Source organism: Phycobacter azelaicus (assembly GCF_014884385.1).
GTDB lineage: Bacteria > Pseudomonadota > Alphaproteobacteria > Rhodobacterales > Rhodobacteraceae > Phycobacter > Phycobacter azelaicus.
Genome location: NZ_WKFH01000003.1, coordinates 363,737 through 381,697 on the forward strand (window position 1 = coordinate 363,737; position 17,961 = coordinate 381,697).

The window sequence follows — 17,961 nt, forward strand, 5'->3', positions numbered from 1 at the left end:
AAATGCCTTCAAGACGTGGATTTCTGGCGGGCCTTCTGGCGGTGGGCATGGCGCCTGCGGCAAGCTGGGCAGATCTTGGCACACCAGCATTTCTGTCCGCAGGGAAAACGGCCGATGGCAGCCACGTGTTGGCAGGCCTCACCGAAGTCGGCGAGGTCCTGTTTCAACGCGACCTACCCGCCCGCGGCCATGCTGCTGCGGCCCACCCTAGCCGTCCAGAAGCAGTCGCCTTTGCCCGGCGCCCCGGACGGTTCGCAGATGTCGTCGACTGCCGCAGCGGCGCCCGGTTGGCCCGGCTTGAACCACCCTCGGGCCATCACTTTTATGGGCACGGTGTCTTTACCCCCGACGGCGGACTGCTGATGACCACCGAGAATGACTTTGAAGCCGGGCGCGGCGTCATCGGTCTGTGGGATGCGGCCGTCGGCTACCGGCGCATGGGCAGCTTTTCATCGGGTGGGCTCGGACCACATGACATGCTGCTGCGCATGGATGGGCCGGGGATCATCGTCGCCAATGGCGGCATCGAAACACACCCCGACAGCGGCCGGGCCAAGCTGAACATCCCGACAATGCAGCCCAATCTCAGCTACCTCAGCTTTGGCGGAAGCTTGGATGAGCAGGTCGAACTCGGGCAGGATTTGCACAAGAACTCGATCCGCCACCTTGCGATGCACGCGGATGGCACCGTCGCCTTTGCCATGCAGTGGCAGGGCGATCAGGGCACGGATGTCCCGATTGTCGGGCTGCACCGGTTTGGCAGTGCCCCCCGCCTGATGGCAGAGGACGATCCGCGACTGCGCAACCTTGCAGGCTATGGCGGATCAGTCGCCTTTTCCGAGAATGGCAGACAGGTTGCCGTGACCTCCCCCCGTGGAGGCCTTGTGCAGGTGATGGACACCGATAGCGGTAGGATCAGCGCAGAACACCGTCTGGCGGATGTCTGCGGTCTGGCTCCGGGATTGGGCGGCCTGATCTCCAGTTCGGGGACCGGCCGGATCGTTCAGATCGGCTACGACAGCGTGACCCCGCTGACACAGGCACCAATCGCTTGGGACAACCACCTGATAAGGCTAGCCTGACCAAAACGGAAGCTCCCCTTGCGGGCACAGGGTCAGCCCCGTCTTCGCCCCCGGGCGGGGCAGGGCCAGTGGCTGCCCGCGCGCAAAGCCGGAAAAAATGCGTCTAAAGGCCCAAAGCGCGCATTCTCGAAAATAAACGATGACAAATCGAAATCCAAACACTATGTGAGCTTTAGAAAAGGAAAGCCCATGGATGCCACAACACGCCAAAACGAAATCGTCGAGCTACTGAATGCGCAGGATCGTGTCGAGGTCGATGATCTGGCGCGGCGGTTTGGCGTCTCACTTCAGACCGTGCGCGCTGATCTGCGGGATCTGTCCGAGCGTGGCGCCCTGTCGCGCGTTCATGGCGGTGCAGTGCGCATCAGCGCAGGCGCAAGCCGCGCCTATGAGGATCGGCGCAGACTCAATGCCGATGGAAAGCAGGCCATGGCCGCCCTGGCAGCCGAGGTCATCCCGGAAAACTGTTCACTCACGCTCAATATCGGCACCTCGACCGAGCAGGTGGCGCGTGCCCTGTCCAGCCATCGCGGCCTGACGGTAATTTCTAATAATATCAACATTATAAACATGATGATGGGTGGCGAAAGTCGTGAACTAGTCCTTGTCGGCGGCGCAGTACGGCAAAGCGACGGCGCCATCGTCGGCGAGGACGCGGTCGAGTTCATCTCGCGCTACAAGGTGGATTTTGCGGTGATCGGAGCTTCGGCCCTCGACGAAGATGGCGCGGTGTTGGATCACGATGGACGCGAAGTCTCGGTTGCGCGCGCGATCCTCAAAAACGCCCGCACCCGTATCTTGGTCTGCGATCACAGCAAATTCCAACGCTCTGCCCCGGTACGGATCTGCGATGTGGCAGATCTGGATCTCGTGATCACCGACGCCCCTGTCCCTGCCCCCTTCGCCGAGGCGGCCCGCACGGCCGGAACACGCATCCTGGTCGCGGGCCAAAGCGAAACTCAAAGCGAAAGCAGCGAAAACGATGGATGAGAACATCACCGACCTTTTCATTATCGGCGGCGGCATCAACGGTTGCGGTATCGCGCGTGATGCGGCTGGGCGTGGCCTGTCGGTCAGTCTGGCGGAAATGAACGACCTTGCCTCGGCAACCTCGTCGGCCTCGACCAAGCTGTTCCACGGCGGATTGCGCTATCTGGAGTATTTCGAATTCCGCCTCGTGCGCGAGGCGCTGATCGAACGCGAGGTGCTGCTCAAGGCGATGCCGCATATCTCATGGCCGATGCGTTTTGTACTGCCGTTTCACAAGGACATGCGGTTTGACAGCGACACCCCCACTTCGCGCCTGCTGACCCTTGTGATGCCCTGGATGAAGGGACGCCGCCCAGCCTGGCTGATCCGTCTCGGCCTGTTCCTCTACGACACCCTGGGCAAACGCGGCATCCTGCCAGGAACACGCAAGCTGGACCTAATCAAGGACGAAGCAGGCGCGCCCTTGCAGCGTAAGTTCAAGACAGCCTTTGAATACTCTGATTGCTGGGTCGAGGATGCGCGCCTTGTGGTGTTGAACGCCCGCGATGCTGCGGCGCGCGGCGCCGAGATCATGACACGCACCGAGGTTCTGGTGGCCGAACGCGCCGAGGATCACTGGCTTATTCATCTCAAGGACCGCGCCACCGGCGAGGTCTTCATGCGCCGCGCCCGCATGCTGGTCAATGCAGGCGGCCCCTGGGTCGCTGACGTGCTGCAACAGAAACTGGGCCAGAACAGCCGCGAAGGCGTGCGCCTTGTTCGCGGCAGCCACATCGTAGTGCCAAAACTTTATGACCACGACCGCTGCTATTTCTTCCAAGGCACGGACGGGCGGATCATTTTCGCAATTCCCTACGAGGAAGACTTTACCCTGATCGGTACCACCGACGCCGACCACCCCGATCCGCAAACTGCCCCGACCTGCACGCCAGAGGAGCAGGAGTATCTGGTCAAATTTGCCTCGCAGTACTTTGAAAAGCCGATCAACCGCGAGGATATCGTCTGGACCTACTCCGGCGTGCGCCCGCTTTATGATGATGGGGCCAGCTCAGCCACGGCGGCGACGCGCGAATATGTGCTGACGCTGGAGAACGGCGCGGCGCCGCTTTTGAATATCTTTGGTGGCAAGATCACCACCTATCGCAAACTGGCCGAGGCCGCGCTGGCCAAGATCGCCGAAGCACTGCCCGGTGTCGGGCAGGACTGGACCGCAGGCGTGGCCCTGCCTGGCGGTGATTTCCCGGTTGCCGACGTAAAGAAACTGCAGGATCGGCTGGCGGCGGACTATCCGTTCCTGTCGTCTTATGCCGTGCGCCGCCTGATCCGCGCCTATGGCACCGAGGCCTGGGATGTTCTGGGCAAGGCAGACAGCGCCAAGAATCTGGGACAGGATTTTGGCGCGACGATCACCGAACGGGAACTCGATTGGACGATTGCCAATGAGTGGGTGCGCAGCGGCGATGACTTCCTGTGGCGGCGCACCAAGCTGGGCCTGCGCCTGGATGAGGCCCAACGCGAGGCGGTAGACGTCTACATCCGGGACAAAGCCGCCACCTGATACCCCCTAAAACTCAACGCCCTTCTGCGCCTTGATCCCGGCGCGGAAGGGGTGCTTGATCTGACCCATCTCGGTCACAAGATCCGCGATCTCGATCAACTCTTCCTTGGCATTGCGGCCTGTGAGCACAACATGTGTCATCGGGGGTTTATGCTCCACCAGGAACTCAAGCACCTCCTCAAGATCCAGATATTCATAGCGCAGCGCAATGTTGATCTCATCGAGCAGAACCATTGTGTTCTTCTCGTCGAGGATCATCTCCTTGGCCTTCTCCCAGCCAGCGCGGGCCGCCGCGATGTCGCGCGCCTTGTCCTGCGTTTCCCAGGTAAAGCCTTCGCCCATGGCGTAGAACTGGCAAAGATCGCTGAAATTCTCTTCGATCAGCGTGCGCTCGCCCGTCTGCCAGGCCCCTTTGATGAACTGAACCACCGCGCAGGGCATCTTGTGGGCGATGCAGCGCATGATCATACCGAATCCCGAGCTGGACTTACCCTTGCCGGGGCCGGTGTGGACAATGATCAACCCCTTTTCACCATCCTTGTTGGCCATCATGCGATCGCGGGCGGCCTTCTTCTTGGCCATTTTGGAGGCGTGACGTGCCGCTTCCTCTTCTGAAATGCCGTTCTCGGACTTTTCGCTCACCGGGTCCACTCCTGCTGCTTGCGCGGTTAGGCCCCATGTCTTGACAAGGAAGCCCCCAATAGCGCAAGGGGATTTTGTTGGTTCCTGCGCAAGCAGGCGAAGAGGGAATGTGACAGGGCCCCAAACGGCCCGGAGCGCAGCCGCCCCCGCGACCGTGACCGGAGAGGCCTCCACGCCACTGGGTGAAACCGGGAAGGCAGGAGGACCGAAAAGGCCCCCCGCCCTGCGCACAGGCCTTGGGATCCACAAGCCGGGAGACCTGCCAACGGATAGGATCAACGGGCGGACGGGGTGTTTCCGCGACCGGATGAGAGCCGATGCAACGATGCGGCTCCCTTCTGGCCCCTCCCCGCCTGCCAAAAGGAACGCGAAGGAGTCGCCGGACCATGGCGAAAGACACTTCAGACATCCAGACCCCGGCAGAGGCGCCGGTCCTCCTGACCGTCTGCACAACCTGCAAGCGCGACGGTGTCGACCCCGAGGCCACCCGCCCTGGCACGCTTCTGCTCGAGGCCCTCAAAGGCACCGATTTGCCCGAGGGCGTTTCCGTACGCGGCGTTGAATGCCTGTCGGCCTGCAAGCGCGGCTGCTCGATGGTGCTGAGCGGCGGCGCGGGCCGCTGGAGCTATATCTACGGCGATCTTGACCCGGACCAGCACGTTGCGGAAATCCTGGAAGGCGCCGCCGCCTATGCCGCGACCGAGGATGGCCTTGTGCCCTGGCGCGAACGTCCCCAGGTCTTTCGCAAGCAATCCATTGCCCGCATTCCCCCGGCGCCTGCGCCGGATGACAGCCCATCTCAGGAGTAACCGATGAGCGATCTGAACAAAATTCCCGTCACCGTGATCACCGGCTTTCTGGGCGCGGGCAAGACCACGCTGATCCGCCATCTTATGCAGAACCCGCAAGGCAAGCGTCTGGCGGTGCTCGTCAACGAATTCGGCACCGCCGGAGTAGATGGCGACATCCTGAAATCCTGCGCCGATGAGAACTGCCCGGAAAACAACATCGTGGAGCTGGCCAACGGCTGCATCTGCTGCACCGTGGCCGATGATTTCATCCCCACGATCGAGGCGCTGATGGCCCTGCCGGAAACGCCCGAACACATCCTCATCGAAACCTCGGGCCTGGCTCTTCCGAAACCTCTGCTCAAGGCCTTTGACTGGCCCGCGATCCGTTCCCGTATCACTGTGGACGGGGTGATTGCCCTCGCTGATGCCGAAGCCGTTGCCGCAGGGCAATTCGCCCCCGATCTCGACGCTGTTCAGGCCCAGCGCGAGGCAGACGAGAGCCTCGATCACGAAACACCCCTGTCCGAGGTCTTCGAAGATCAGATCTCCTGCGCTGACATCGTGCTCTTGTCCAAGGCGGACCTTGCCGGTGAAGAGGGCCTGACCAAGGCCCGCGCCGTGATCGAGGCCGAAGCGCCCCGTAAATTGCCGATCCTGCCGATGACCGAGGGCGTGATCGATCCCCGCGTCGTGCTGGGCGTTGGTGCTGCTGCCGAAGATGACCTCGACTCGCGTCCAAGCCATCACGACGGGCATCATGATCACGAACATGACGATTTTGACTCCATCGTGGTCGAAATGGGCGAAGTCTCAGACCCACAAGACCTGCAAGATCGCATCATCAAGATGGCCCGCAGCCGCAAGATTCTGCGCGTAAAGGGCTATGTCGCCGTCGAAGGAAAACCGATGCGTATGCTGGTACAGGCTGTGGGCGAACGCCTGCGCGCCCAATACGATCAACCCTGGGGCACCCAGCCGCGCAAGACCCAGCTGGTGGTTATTGCCGAACACGACGATATCGACGTCGCGGGCATCCACGCAGATCTCGGAGCCTGACCTGTCATGCGGGGGGCGAAAGATAACAACCCTATCGTTCGGCCAAACGGCCGGACAGCCCCCGACCGCCCCCGTCGGCGGGGGCTTTGCCCCCACCCGCGTCCGTGTGCAGTTCTCGGCACACCTGTTGCCAAGTTGCGGAGCTGACCCATGCACGTCGTATTTCGCGAAAGTCACGGGCTAGAGGAAACCGATACCCCCTTCGACGTCGGGCAGGATCCGGCGGATCTGATCGTTCTGTCCTTTTCCGACAGCGACCTTGGCGCTTTTGCAGCCGGCTGGCACCGGGCCAAGGGCAAGCTGCCGTCCTGCCGCCTTGCCAATCTGGTGGCGCTGAAACACCCCCTGTCAGTCGATACCTACACTGAGCAGACGCTTGAGGGTGCAAAGGGCGTGTTGGTGCGTCTCATCGGCGGCGAAAGCTACTGGCCTTATGGCCTGGCAACCCTGCAGGATCTGGCCCGACGCAAAGGCATCGCGCTTGCCATCCTGCCCGCCGACGGGCGCGAGGATCCGCGCCTTGATGAGCTGTCGACCCTGCCAGTCTCGACCCTGCGTCGCCTTCAGGCGCTGTGTGATGCGGGCGGCGCGGTTGCGGCACAGGCGGCCCTTGCTCAACTGGCGCTTGCTGCCGGCCTTTATGCAGGGCCGGTTCCGGGTCTCAAGACCACACCGGAGTATGGTTTTTACGATCCCGAGCGTGGCGTCATTGCAGACCTGCCACAGGATGACAAACCGCTGGTCCTCGTCAGCTTCTACCGCTCCTACCTGACAGCAGCCGACACCGCGCCGGTGGATGCGCTGATCGCGGAACTGCGGACGCGCGGCTATGCCGCCTTTGGCATCTTTGCCGCCAGCCTCAAAGCACCGGCCGCCGCGGAGTGGCTCGACGCCGAACTCCCTCGCCTCGCCCCTGCCGCGATCATCAATGCCACCGCTTTTTCGGCGCAAGGGTCAGATGGGCGCGCCTCTCCGCTCAGCGTGACGGGCTGCCCGGTGTTTCAGGTCGCGCTGTCCACCGCCCGCCGCAAGGACTGGGCAGAAGCGGCACGTGGCCTGTCACCTGCCGATCTTGCCATGCATGTGGTGTTGCCCGAGGTGGACGGTCGCATCATGGCCGGTGTGGTCAGCTTCAAGGCCCCGGCCAAAAAGGATCCTGACCTCCAGTATTCGCGTTTCGCCCATCGCGCCGACCCGGACCGCGTGCGCGCAACCATTGACAGGGTCGAAGGCTGGCTCCGCCTTGCATCACTCGACAACCAAGACAAACGCCTCGCGCTGGTACTCTCCACCTATCCCGGCCGCGACTACAACATCGCCCATGCCGTCGGCCTTGATGCACTTGCCTCCTGCGAGGTCTTGCTCAGCGCGCTGGCCGATCACGGGCATGACGTGTCACCAAAAGGCGACCTTGGCGCCCGCCTTGGGCAAGAGACGATTTCGCTTCCGCTAGGCGACTACAAAGCGGCCCTTCGAACGCTCCCTGAAAAGCTGCAACAGGACCTTACAGACGCCTGGGGTGCACCCGAAGACGACCCGGACCTCCAGGATGGTGCCTTTCACATGAAGGCGCTCACCGCAGGCAAGGCGATCATCGCCCTGCAACCCGAACGGGGCGAGGTGAAGACCCGCGTGGATGACTATCACGATCTGGACCGCACCCCGCGCCATGCCTATGTGGCCTTCTACCTCTGGCTCCAGCAGCAAGTTGATGCAGTCCTTCACATCGGCGCCCATGGCACGCTGGAATGGCTGCCCGGAAAGGCGGTCGCCCTGTCTGAAACTTGCTGGCCCGAGGCGCTGATTGGGCCTCTCCCGGTAATCTACCCCTTCATCGTCAACGACCCCGGCGAGGCGGCCCAGGCCAAGCGGCGCATCGGCGGCGTAACAATCGGCCACCTGCCACCGCCGCTGGCCCAGACCAACCTGCCCGATGGCATGGCGCGGCTCGAAAGCCTTCTGGACGAATACTCCACCGCAGACGGGCTCGATCCCGCCCGCCGGGACCGTCTTATCGAAGATATCCGAGCCGAGGCGCAAGGCACCGGCGTCGAGGCCGATCTCGGCCTAACACCCGATTGTTCTGCCGCCGAGGCGATCACCCGCATCGACGCCTTTGTTTGCGACATCAAGGAAAGCCAATACGCCGAAGGCCTGCACGTCTTTGGCACTGGCCAGTGCGGCCCGCAGGAGATCGCCGGTGTGATGGCCGCCCTATGCGGGCGGCTGGTCGCTCCCGGTCCCTCCGGCTCTCCTTTTCGCGGTCGCAGCGACGTAATCCCCACCGGGCGCAACCTTTTTACCACCGATCCACGGGCGGTGCCCTCGCGGGCGGCGCATGCACAAGGGGTCAAACTGGCGGAAGAGCTGCTGCGCCGCCATCTTCAGGATCATGGCGACTGGCCCAAAGGGCTCGTTATCGATCTGTGGGGGTCGGCCACCATGCGCACCGCGGGCGAGGAATTCGCCATGGCCCTGCACCTGGCGGGCTTAGCCCCGAAATGGGATGAAGGCTCTGAAAGGGTCTCGGGCTTTGAGATATTGCCCATGTCGATGCTGAATCGCCCCCGAATCGACGTGACCTTGCGGGTCTCCGGTCTCTTTCGCGATGTCTTTCCCGGCTTGGCCCAGATGTTCGAAGCCGCCGCCGGCGCTCTCGCAGACCGGGACGAGGCTGAGACCGACAATCCCTACCTGGCAGAAGCGCCGCGCGTCTTTGGCCCCAAACCCGGACAGTATGGTCTGTCTATGGGCGCGCACATGGACGACTATTCCGATGAAGCGCGCGCTGCAGCTGGTGAGGCCTGGCTCAATGCCTCCTCTCATGCCATCGACGCAAAGGGCGATATCGCCGAAGCACGCGGGGCGCTTGAAGACCGCCTGAAGGGCGTCGACAGCTTCGTACACCTGCAGGACCTGCCTGAAACGGACATCCTCGTGGCGTCTGACTATGCAGCGCATGAGGCCGGCTTTGCTGCCGCCATGGCGCGTATCGGCCAAAAGGCGCCTGCCCTTTATCACCTTGACGCCACCCACCCCGATGCACCGCAGGCACGTTCCTTAGGCGAAGAGATTGCCCGCGTTACCCGTGCCCGTGCCGCCAACCCGGATTGGGCCACATCCATGATGCGCCACGGATTTCGCGGTGGCGCCGAGATTGCTGCTACGCTGGATCATATGGCTGCCTTTGCCCACCTCGCACAGGCTGTACCGCCGCATCTGTTCGACCTTTACTTCGAAGCGACGCTGGGTCGCGACGACTTGGTGGAGTTCCTCGAGCGCGAAAACCCCGATGCCCTAGCTGCCATGAGGGACCGTTTCCGCGCCCTGCAAGAGGGTGGTCTCTGGGTCACCCGCCGCAACTCGATCATTGCAACTCTCGAAAGCGGCGCGGCATGAGCGGTGCGCCCAAGGTATACGGCTGGTGCCCCGGCGCCCTGCGCCCGATGGTGTCGGGCGACGGGCTGGTGGTCCGTATCCGCGCGCCAATGGGACGGCTTGCGCCTGAGCAGGCGCGCGGTGTGGCAGACCTCTGCGAAACCCACGGCAATGGCCTGCTGGACCTCTCCGCCCGCGCGAACTTGCAGATGCGCGGCATTCGGGAACAAGACCACGCGGCCCTGCTCTCTGGCCTGCGCGACCTCGGCCTCCTGGACACAGAGGAGACCGCAGAGGCGCGCCGCAACATCATGCTCACCCCGTTCTGGGCTAAAGGGGATGACAGCACCGCGATCGCAAGTGATCTGGCCAAGGCCTTGACGGCAGCGACGGACCTGGAATTGCCCGGCAAATTCGGCTTTGCCGTGGATTGCGGTGCGGCGCCAGTGCTGCAAGAAGCCGCCGCGGACATTCGCATTGAGCGCGCAGATACTGGCTTGGTCTTGCGTCCCGATGGCGAACGCGTTGGCTTGCGCGTGACTCGCGACACCGCTGCAGCCGAAGCGATCAACTTGGCGCGCTGGTTTCTTGATACCGGAGGTGCAACAGGCGGGCGCGGGCGGATGAAGGCACATCTTGCCAAGGGAACCCCGCTCCCCGCCGGCTATAGCGAGACATCCATCGAGCCAGGCCAACAGCCCAAACCCGGCCCCGTGGCGACAGGCTTGCTGGTCGCCTTGGAGTTCGGCCAGATGAACGCGAAAACCCTTAAGGCACTGGCAGACCAAGGCCCCTTGCGCCTCACCCCCTGGCGAATGCTGCTGATCGAAGGCGCCAGCGACATTGCCTCCCTGCCCGGCCTGATCCTCGATGCAACGGATCCGCGCCTGCGGGTCTCCGCCTGCACCGGAGCGCCCGGCTGCCTGCAGGCGCTGTCCCCCACCCGCGATCTGGCGCGCGACCTGGCACCTTTCGTACCACAAGGCGCGCATCTGCACGTCTCGGGGTGCGCCAAGGGCTGCGCCCACCCCGACCCTGCGCCCCTGACCTTGACCGCCACCGGACGCGACAGATTTGCTCTGATCCGCCATGGCACCGCCGCCGATGAGCCGCTAGAACACCCCCTGAGCGCGCGCGAGCTGCGTGCCGCTCCCGAACGACTGACAGAGGGCAGCTGACATGCTCCATACCTATGAAACTGACGGCGCAAAGATCTACGCCGAGAGCTTTGCCACCATCCGCGCCGAGGCCGATCTGGACCGGTTCACCCGAGATGAGGAAAGCGTCGCCGTGCGTATGATCCATGCTGCAGGCATGGTCGGCCTTGAAGAGTACATCCGCTTTTCCCCCGGCATGGCCGAAACCGCCCGCGCCGCGTTGGCTTCCGGCGCTCCGATCCTCTGCGACGCCTATATGGTCAGCGAAGGTATCACCCGCCCGCGCCTGCCCGCTGGTAACGAGGTCATCTGCACCCTACGTGATCCAAGGGTGCCGGATATGGCCAAGGAGATGGGCAACACCCGCTCCGCCGCCGCGCTGGAGCTGTGGCGCCCCAAACTGGACGGTGCCCTGGTTGCCATCGGGAACGCCCCAACGGCACTGTTTCATTTGCTCAACATGCTGAAAGACTCCGCCTGCCCGCGCCCTGCGGCCATCATCGGCTGCCCGGTTGGCTTTGTCGGCGCCATGGAATCCAAGGAGGCCTTGATGGAGGATCTGCCAGTGCCTTCTATGATCGTGAAGGGGCGCCTTGGCGGCTCTGCCATCACCGTGGCTGCGGTCAACGCGCTCGCCAGCTGGAAAGAGTGATCATGGGCAAGGTTATCTGCGCAGGGCTTGGCCCGGGCGATCCTGAGTTGATGAGCGTGAAATCGCACCGGGCCATAGCAAGCGCCCGCCATGTTGCCTATTTCCGCAAGGCCGGTCGCAAGGGGCAGGCGCGCGCTATCGTCGATGACCTCTTGCCGAAAGGCGTGCAGGAACACGCGATGGAATACCCGGTCACGACCGAGATCCATTTTTCCGACCCCGAGTACAACCGCATCCTGTCCGCATTCTACGACGACTGGGCAGACCGGCTGGAGGAGATCACCCGCACCGAGGACGTGGTGGTCCTGTGTGAAGGCGATCCCTTTCTCTATGGCTCCTTCATGCATCTGCACAGCCGCCTTCAGGGCCGCGCCGAGGTCGAGATCATTCCCGGCATCACCGGCATGTCTGGCTGCTGGACCGCCACCGATCAGCCGATAACCTGGGGCGATGACGTGCTGACGGTCGCCATGGCCACGCTCAGCGAGGAAGAACTGACCGAGCGCGCAAAGGGCACCGATGCGCTTGTGGTGATGAAGATCGGTCGCAATCTGCCAAAACTGCGACGCGCGCTCGCAACTGCGGGGAAACTGGATGACGCCTGGCTGGTTGAACGTGGCACAATGCCCGGTCAGACTGTGCAAAAATTGACCGAAGTGACGGGCGATGTGCCTTACTTCTCTATCGTGCTCGTTCACGGACAGGGGCGCCGCCCATGATCGCGCCATCGAAAAACGGATGGGTCGTGATAGCAGGACTTGGCCCTGGGGATGAGGCACTGGTGACGCAGGAGGTGCGCGATACCATCGATGCCGCCACTGACATCGTTGGGTACATCCCCTACGTCAAACGGATCGCGCCGCGCGACGGCTTGACGCTTCATGCCTCTGACAACCGTGTCGAACTGGACCGCGCCACCCATGCGCTGGAAATGGCCGCAACCGGGAAGCGCGTTGTTGTGGTATCTTCAGGAGATCCGGGCGTATTCGCCATGGCCTCGGCCGTGTTCGAGGCGCTTGAAGCCGGACCGAAAGACTGGCTCGACCTCGACATCCGCGTCCTGCCCGGCATCACCGCGATGCTGGCAGCCGCAGCCCAGATCGGAGCGCCCCTGGGCCATGATTTCGCGGCGATCAACTTGTCCGACAATCTCAAGCCCTGGTCACTGATCGAAACCCGCCTGCGTGCGGCTGGCGAAGCGGGCTTTGCCATGGCTTTTTACAATCCGCGCTCCAAGTCTCGCCCACACCAGTTCGCCCGCGCGCTGGAAATCCTGCGCGACGCATGCGGCGGCGATACGCTGATCAGCTTTGCGCGTGATGTGACCAAACCGACGCAGCAGATCAACACCGTGGCCCTGAAGCACGCAACGCCAGAAATGGCGGACATGCGCACCATGGTGATCGTCGGCAACAGAGATACTCGGGCTATCGGGCGGTTTGTCTACACGCCCCGCTCTGCAGGGGATGCAACCTCGTGATCAGCGCCGCCCCGAAGCCAACCCATCACCTGTTCGACCGAAGCCAAAACCCTGCGTTCCGGGACTTTGGGGCGTGCGATCATGATCACAGGCACGCCAAGCTCGCGAGCCGCCTGCAGTTTGGCTTCGGCGCCGCTTCCGCCGGCATTTTTGGAAACCACATGTGTAATGCCATGGGCCTGCATCAGCGATCTGTCTCCCATCACATCGAACGGGCCGCGGGCAATTTCCACACTGGTATTCGGCAGCGGCAAGGGCGCCTCTGGCGGGTCTACCAGGCGGAGAAGGTAATGGTTCTCAGGCTTTGCCGCAAAGGCCGACAGGTTCTGCTTTCCGATCGCGAGGAAAACTCGCGCACCCCGATCCGGGAGGGCTGCAACGGCCTCTTCCAGTGTGGCAAGATGGGTCCAGCGATCACCCGTGTCGGCCTGCCAAGCAGGGCGTTCAAGCGCACACAGTGCAACACCCGCGTGTCCACAGGCACGAACCGCATTGCTGCTCATCTGCGCCGCGAAGGGGTGCGTTGCATCAATCACATGGGTGATGCGCTCGTTTCGCAAGTAGGTCACCAGCCCCTCGACGCCACCAAACCCGCCCACCCGCAGGGCCAGGGGTTGGGACACGGGCTGCGCCGTACGGCCAGCATAGGAGAACACGGCATCGAGCCCGGCATCGGCCACAGCAACCGCAAGACGCGAGGCTTCCGATGTGCCGCCCAATAGCAGGATGCGCATGATGTCTGACCCTCAAGAAAAACCCTGGCTGACTCTCGTCGGCCTCGGCGAAGATGGACTGGCGGGGCTTCAGGATGCAAGCCGGAAAGCCATTGCAGATGCCGAGGTCATTTTTGGAGGCCCGCGCCATCTTGAACTTGTAGAGGCGGGATCACGCGGCCAGCCCTGGCCGGTCCCTTTTTCAACCGCCCCGGTTCTGGCCGCGCGAGGACGTCGGGTGGTGGTTCTAGCCTCGGGCGATCCCTTCTGGCACGGCGCGGGCGGTTCTCTGCTGTCGGATCTGCACCGGGGCGAATGGATCTCGCACCCTGCGCCTTCGTGCTTCTCACTGGTCGCAAATACCCTTGGCTGGAAGCTGGAAGAAACACTCTGCCTCGGCCTTCATGCGGCGCCGTTCGAGAGGCTGACACCCGTGTTGAACAGGGGCAGGCGTATCATCTGCACCCTGCGCGATGGCGCGGCCCCGGAAGCGCTGGCCAGATGGCTGGCTGAACAGGGCTTTGGTGCGACCGAAATCACAGTGATGGAGGCCATGGGCGGCCCGCGCCAACGGGTGCGCAGCCGGCGCGCAGATGTATTTGACCTGACGGACATTACCGCGCCCGTCATCGCCGCATTGGCGGTTACAGGTGCAAAAGGCCTGCCCCGCGCCAGCGGGTTACCCGACGATCTGTTCCTCAGCGACGGGCAGATCACCAAGCGCCCCATCCGCGCCCTGACCTTGTCCGCCTTGGCCCCGCGCGCGGGGGAACTCTTGTGGGACATCGGTGGCGGCTCCGGTTCGGTTTCGGTAGAATGGTGCCTTGCCGCGCCCGGCGCGCGCACCATCACCTTCGAGCCACGCGAGGATCGGATTGCCAATATCCGCGCCAATGCCGAACGGTTCGGGATCGAACACCAAATGAAAGCTGTGCTGGGCCGCGCGCCGGATGTGCTGGATGGGTTCGAGATGCCCGATTGTGTCTTCATCGGCGGCGGCGGCTCGCAGGCGCTATTGGATCACCTGTGGGCCGTGCTGCCATCTGGCACTCGGATTGTGGCCAATGGCGTCACGTTGGAAACCGAAACACTTTTGATGCAGGCCCAGGCAACGTATGGCGGCGACATTTTGAAAGCCGAGATCGCCGAAGCTGGACCGCTTGGTTCCATGCGCGGCTGGGAGCGCGCGCGCCCCGTCCTTCAATGGAGTGTCATGCGATGAAAGTGGCAGGCTTCGGATTTCGCGAGGGTGCTACTGCGAACGATCTCGCCGCCGCGCTGGCACTGACCGGGCATCGCCCCGATGGGCTGGCCTCGGTTGCCGCCAAGGCAGAGACACCAGCGTTCCGTGCCCTTTCTGCCAAGATGAACCTGCCCGTTATCGCCCTGCCGGAAGAGGCTCTGCGCGGCACTTCGACCCTGACCTCATCCGACCGTATCCTGGCGCGGTTCGGAACTGGATCGCTGGCCGAAGCCGCCGCCCTTCTGGGCGCATGCCAGGGCGGCGATACCGCCACCGCCCGCCTGCTTGGCCCCCGAGTTGTTACCGCAGATGGTCTGGCCACTGCGGCCATTGCTGAAAGACTGACCCCATGACCGTTCACTTCATCGGCGCCGGACCCGGCGCACCCGATCTGATTACCCTGCGCGGGCGTGACCTGATCGCCGCCTGCCCCGTCTGCCTTTATGCCGGCTCGCTGGTGCCGGAGGCGCTGCTGCAGCACTGCCCGGAAGGCGCAAGGATCGTCAATACCGCGTCCATGTCGCTGGACGAAATCATGGCCGAGATCGAAGCCGCCCATGCCGCCGGTCAGGATGTGGCGCGGCTCCATTCAGGTGATCTGTCGGTCTGGTCCGCCATGGGCGAACAGCTTCGCCGCCTGCGGGATCTGGGCATTGCCTATGACGTAACGCCAGGCGTGCCAGCCTTCGCCGCCAGCGCCGCCGCCCTTGGCGCTGAACTGACGCTACCCGGCGTAGCCCAATCGCTGGTGCTGACGCGCACCTCGGGGCGGGCGTCCACCATGCCCGAGGGCGAAACGCTGGAAAACTTCGCCCGCACCGGCGCAACACTCGCCATTCACCTGTCGGTGCATGTGCTGGACGATGTGGTGGCGCGGCTCACCCCCGCCTATGGCGCGGACTGCCCGGTTGCCATCGTCTGGCGCGCCTCCTGGCGGGATCAGAAGATCATCAAGGCCACCCTCGGCACATTGATCGAAGCCACAGATGGCGCGCGCGGACGGACCGCGCTGATCCTTGTAGGCCATGCCCTTGGCGCCGAGGATTTTGACGAAAGCTGCCTTTACGCGCAGGATTACGATCGGCGCTACCGCCCGCAAAGCGCCGACAGCCAATGGGCCAGTTGGAGCGATGGTGATGACTGAAACAGGAAACACCGGATCCTACCCGCCGGGCTTTATGATCTCGGCGCCCGCCTCAGGTACAGGCAAAACCACCGTGATGCTAGGATTGTTGCGCGCACTGGCAGAGGATGGCCTTGCAGTTCAACCCTACAAAAGCGGTCCCGATTACATCGACCCGGCCTTTCACCTTGCCGCGGCGGGCCGCGCCTCTTTCAACCTCGACACCTGGGCGATGGATAGCGGCCTGCTGGATGCCGTTGCCGGTCAGGCAAGCGATGCGCAGATCTGCGTCGGCGAAGGCTCCATGGGTCTGTACGATGGCGTGGCGACACGCGGGCAAAGCGGCTTTGGCTCTTCCGCGGAAACCGCAAAGCGCATGGGCTGGCCGGTGGTGCTGGTCGTGGATGTGGGCGGTCAGGCGCAATCGGCAGCGGCCACGGCGCTGGGATTTCGCGCCTATGATCCCGACCTGCCCTTTGCGGGCGTGATCCTCAACCGCGTTGCAAGCGCGCGCCACGAAAGACTGACCCGGCTTGGGATGGAGCGCGCTGGCATTCCCGTTCTCGGCTCCCTGCCCCGGCGCGGCGATCTCACCCTGCCGGAGCGCCATCTCGGCCTCATTCAGGCGGTGGAGCACCCGGATCTCGAAGCCGCCATCGCGGGCTATGCCGCATTCCTGCGCGACAACGTCGATCTGGAGGCAATCAAATCCGCCGCCCGCGCCGGAATTGCCCCCGCAGCGGCACATCTGCCGAACCCACCCGCCCAGCGCATCGCTCTGGCCCGTGATGCTGCGTTCTCGTTTACCTATCCGCATCTTCTGGAAGGCTGGCGGGCGGCGGGGGCCGAGATCCTGCCGTTTTCGCCGCTCGCGGATGAGGCTCCTGCGGCGGATGCCGATCTTGTCTGGCTTCCGGGGGGATATCCCGAATTGCACGGCGGCAGACTGGCCGCTGCGGCAACCTTCCGCGCGGCTTTGCGCAAACACGCCCAAACCCGTCCGGTGCACGGCGAATGCGGCGGTTACATGGCCCTTGGCGAAGTGCTGGTCGACAAGGCAGGCAACCGGCACCAGATGGCCGGGCTGTTGGGCCTTGTCACCTCCTACGAGAAGCGCAAGTTCCATCTGGGCTACCGCCGCGCGATCCTTCAGGCTCCGATGCCGGGGTTTGCGAGCGGCACCGCCCTACGCGGGCATGAGTTTCACTATTCGACCATTGTGGATGAGCCCGACGCCCCCCTTGCCAATGTGATGGATGCAGACGGCAACCCGGTGCCCGAAACCGGCTCGGTGCGCGGCCATGTGACCGGCACCTTCTTCCATCTCATCACTGGAGAGACCCCATGACCGGCTTTGTCAGTTTTGTCTCTTCCGGTCCCGGCGATCCTGAGCTTTTGACCGTCAAGGCCGTGAGGCGGCTTGAGGTCGCGGATGCGGTGCTGTTTGACGATCTGTCGTCGGGTCCGATCCTTTCCCACGCCCGAAAGGACGCCGATCTGGTGGGAGTGGGCAAACGCGCCGGACGCCCTTCGCCCCGGCAAGATCACGTGAGCCAACTGTTGGTTGAATACGCGTCCACCGGCGCTCATGTGGTACGGCTGAAATCTGGTGATTCAGGGGTATTCGGTCGCCTTGAGGAAGAGATTACCGCCCTGCGCCGGGCCGGTATCGGCTTCGAGATTGTGCCCGGCGTCACTGCAGCCTCGGCAGCTGCCGCCGCTGCGAACATCCCTCTTACCCGCCGCCTGACCGCGCGGCGCTTGCAGTTCATTACCGGACATGACGTCACCGGCGGCCTGCCAGAGGACCTGAATATGGCCGCCCTTGCAGACCCCGAGGCCACAACGGTCGTCTACATGGGGAAACGCACTTTTGCTGCGCTGGCAGAGCGCCTGCTGGAGGCCGGACTGCCGCCGGAAACCCATGCGCTGATCGCGCTGGGTGTATCGACACCCGATCAGACCCTGTCCTGTCATACAGTAGGAGAGTTGCCGGATGTGCTGCGCGCGATGGAGACCAAGGCGCCAGTGCTTATCCTCTACGGGCCGCTGGCAGACGAGGACCTGCCGCACTGATTCTGCCATATGCCGCAAAT

At 63.5% G+C, this 17,961-nt stretch carries 17 protein-coding genes and 1 riboswitch; of the genes, 15 read left to right on the top strand and 2 right to left on the bottom strand.

The genetic code is table 11. The features are described 5' to 3' along the window. Positions 1–2 precede the first annotated feature (2 nt). From INS80_RS02855 to glpD, 3 genes are all read left to right on the top strand, one after another. The gene (locus INS80_RS02855) at positions 3–1,082 is read left to right on the top strand and encodes a DUF1513 domain-containing protein (protein WP_192964156.1); all 1,080 of its coding nucleotides are present in this window, start codon (positions 3–5) and stop codon (positions 1,080–1,082) included. A gap of 189 nt (positions 1,083–1,271) precedes the next feature. Then, positions 1,272–2,072, top strand: a complete 801-nt coding sequence (locus INS80_RS02860) for a DeoR/GlpR family DNA-binding transcription regulator (protein ID WP_192964157.1) — start codon at positions 1,272–1,274, stop codon at positions 2,070–2,072. After that, positions 2,065–3,630, top strand: coding sequence for a glycerol-3-phosphate dehydrogenase (glpD, locus tag INS80_RS02865; protein WP_192964158.1), 1,566 nt, complete (start codon positions 2,065–2,067; stop codon positions 3,628–3,630). The genes INS80_RS02860 and glpD overlap by 8 nt, the downstream gene beginning before the upstream one ends. Positions 3,631–3,636: 6 nt before the next feature. Here glpD and cobO read toward each other — a convergent pair whose 3' ends face one another. Then, entirely contained in the window at positions 3,637–4,272 is a 636-nt protein-coding gene (cobO, locus tag INS80_RS02870; protein ID WP_192964159.1) for a cob(I)yrinic acid a,c-diamide adenosyltransferase, read from the bottom strand. Between the two features lie 61 nt (positions 4,273–4,333). Further along, a riboswitch (cobalamin riboswitch) is annotated at positions 4,334–4,553 on the top strand. Positions 4,554–4,658: 105 nt separating this feature from the next. Between cobO and INS80_RS02875 the strand changes: the two genes are divergently transcribed. From INS80_RS02875 to cobJ, 7 genes are all read left to right on the top strand, one after another. Continuing rightward, a complete protein-coding gene (locus INS80_RS02875; RefSeq protein ID WP_192964160.1) occupies positions 4,659–5,081 on the top strand; it encodes a DUF1636 family protein in 423 nt (140 codons plus the stop codon). Between the two features lie 3 nt (positions 5,082–5,084). After that, positions 5,085–6,119, top strand: a complete 1,035-nt coding sequence (gene cobW, locus INS80_RS02880) for a cobalamin biosynthesis protein CobW (protein WP_192964161.1) — start codon at positions 5,085–5,087, stop codon at positions 6,117–6,119. Between the two features lie 150 nt (positions 6,120–6,269). Further along, entirely contained in the window at positions 6,270–9,518 is a 3,249-nt protein-coding gene (cobN, locus tag INS80_RS02885; protein WP_192964162.1) for a cobaltochelatase subunit CobN, read from the top strand. Then, complete coding sequence (gene cobG, locus INS80_RS02890; protein WP_192964163.1) at positions 9,515–10,675, top strand: precorrin-3B synthase; 1,161 nt, start codon at positions 9,515–9,517, stop codon at positions 10,673–10,675. The genes cobN and cobG overlap by 4 nt, the downstream gene beginning before the upstream one ends. 1 nt (position 10,676) lies before the next feature. Next, a complete protein-coding gene (locus INS80_RS02895) occupies positions 10,677–11,306 on the top strand; it encodes a precorrin-8X methylmutase (protein WP_192964164.1) in 630 nt (209 codons plus the stop codon). Between the two features lie 2 nt (positions 11,307–11,308). Further along, positions 11,309–12,025 (top strand): precorrin-2 C(20)-methyltransferase, encoded by a 717-nt coding sequence (cobI, locus tag INS80_RS02900; protein ID WP_192964165.1) that lies wholly within the window; start codon positions 11,309–11,311, stop codon positions 12,023–12,025. After that, a complete protein-coding gene (gene cobJ / locus INS80_RS02905) occupies positions 12,022–12,786 on the top strand; it encodes a precorrin-3B C(17)-methyltransferase (RefSeq protein ID WP_226892542.1) in 765 nt (254 codons plus the stop codon). Before cobI ends, cobJ begins: the two co-directional genes overlap by 4 nt. Here the strand turns inward: cobJ and INS80_RS02910 are convergent. Continuing rightward, the gene (locus INS80_RS02910) at positions 12,750–13,523 is read right to left on the bottom strand and encodes a cobalt-precorrin-6A reductase (protein WP_192967168.1); all 774 of its coding nucleotides are present in this window, start codon (positions 13,521–13,523) and stop codon (positions 12,750–12,752) included. The genes cobJ and INS80_RS02910 overlap by 37 nt on opposite strands. Between INS80_RS02910 and cbiE the strand changes: the two genes are divergently transcribed. Genes cbiE through cobA form a run of 5 tightly spaced genes read left to right on the top strand, consistent with a single transcriptional unit; the run spans position 13,522 to position 17,941 of the window. Next, positions 13,522–14,721 carry a precorrin-6y C5,15-methyltransferase (decarboxylating) subunit CbiE gene (gene cbiE / locus INS80_RS02915; protein ID WP_192964166.1) on the top strand — a complete coding sequence of 400 codons (1,200 nt, stop codon included), beginning with the start codon at positions 13,522–13,524 and terminating at the stop codon, positions 14,719–14,721. The two genes, INS80_RS02910 and cbiE, sit on opposite strands and share 2 nt — an antisense overlap. After that, positions 14,718–15,095 carry a cobalamin biosynthesis protein gene (locus tag INS80_RS02920; RefSeq protein ID WP_192964167.1) on the top strand — a complete coding sequence of 126 codons (378 nt, stop codon included), beginning with the start codon at positions 14,718–14,720 and terminating at the stop codon, positions 15,093–15,095. The genes cbiE and INS80_RS02920 overlap by 4 nt, the downstream gene beginning before the upstream one ends. Then, a complete protein-coding gene (gene cobM / locus INS80_RS02925) occupies positions 15,092–15,886 on the top strand; it encodes a precorrin-4 C(11)-methyltransferase (protein ID WP_192964168.1) in 795 nt (264 codons plus the stop codon). The genes INS80_RS02920 and cobM overlap by 4 nt, the downstream gene beginning before the upstream one ends. Further along, positions 15,879–17,213: a cobyrinic acid a,c-diamide synthase CobB gene (locus INS80_RS02930; protein WP_192964169.1), complete on the top strand. Its 1,335-nt coding sequence runs from the start codon at positions 15,879–15,881 to the stop codon at positions 17,211–17,213. Before cobM ends, INS80_RS02930 begins: the two co-directional genes overlap by 8 nt. Further along, the gene (cobA, locus tag INS80_RS02935) at positions 17,210–17,941 is read left to right on the top strand and encodes a uroporphyrinogen-III C-methyltransferase (protein WP_192964170.1); all 732 of its coding nucleotides are present in this window, start codon (positions 17,210–17,212) and stop codon (positions 17,939–17,941) included. The genes INS80_RS02930 and cobA overlap by 4 nt, the downstream gene beginning before the upstream one ends. Positions 17,942–17,961 lie beyond the last annotated feature (20 nt).

Coding starts and splice junctions, on each gene's coding strand:
- INS80_RS02855 (WP_192964156.1), top strand. CDS start 3: ATGCCTTCAAGACGTGGATTTCTGGCGGGCCTTCTGGCGGTGGGCATG.
- INS80_RS02860 (WP_192964157.1), top strand. CDS start 1,272: ATGGATGCCACAACACGCCAAAACGAAATCGTCGAGCTACTGAATGCG.
- glpD (WP_192964158.1), top strand. CDS start 2,065: ATGGATGAGAACATCACCGACCTTTTCATTATCGGCGGCGGCATCAAC.
- INS80_RS02875 (WP_192964160.1), top strand. CDS start 4,659: ATGGCGAAAGACACTTCAGACATCCAGACCCCGGCAGAGGCGCCGGTC.
- cobW (WP_192964161.1), top strand. CDS start 5,085: ATGAGCGATCTGAACAAAATTCCCGTCACCGTGATCACCGGCTTTCTG.
- cobN (WP_192964162.1), top strand. CDS start 6,270: ATGCACGTCGTATTTCGCGAAAGTCACGGGCTAGAGGAAACCGATACC.
- cobG (WP_192964163.1), top strand. CDS start 9,515: ATGAGCGGTGCGCCCAAGGTATACGGCTGGTGCCCCGGCGCCCTGCGC.
- INS80_RS02895 (WP_192964164.1), top strand. CDS start 10,677: ATGCTCCATACCTATGAAACTGACGGCGCAAAGATCTACGCCGAGAGC.
- cobI (WP_192964165.1), top strand. CDS start 11,309: ATGGGCAAGGTTATCTGCGCAGGGCTTGGCCCGGGCGATCCTGAGTTG.
- cobJ (WP_226892542.1), top strand. CDS start 12,022: ATGATCGCGCCATCGAAAAACGGATGGGTCGTGATAGCAGGACTTGGC.
- cbiE (WP_192964166.1), top strand. CDS start 13,522: ATGTCTGACCCTCAAGAAAAACCCTGGCTGACTCTCGTCGGCCTCGGC.
- INS80_RS02920 (WP_192964167.1), top strand. CDS start 14,718: ATGAAAGTGGCAGGCTTCGGATTTCGCGAGGGTGCTACTGCGAACGAT.
- cobM (WP_192964168.1), top strand. CDS start 15,092: ATGACCGTTCACTTCATCGGCGCCGGACCCGGCGCACCCGATCTGATT.
- INS80_RS02930 (WP_192964169.1), top strand. CDS start 15,879: ATGACTGAAACAGGAAACACCGGATCCTACCCGCCGGGCTTTATGATC.
- cobA (WP_192964170.1), top strand. CDS start 17,210: ATGACCGGCTTTGTCAGTTTTGTCTCTTCCGGTCCCGGCGATCCTGAG.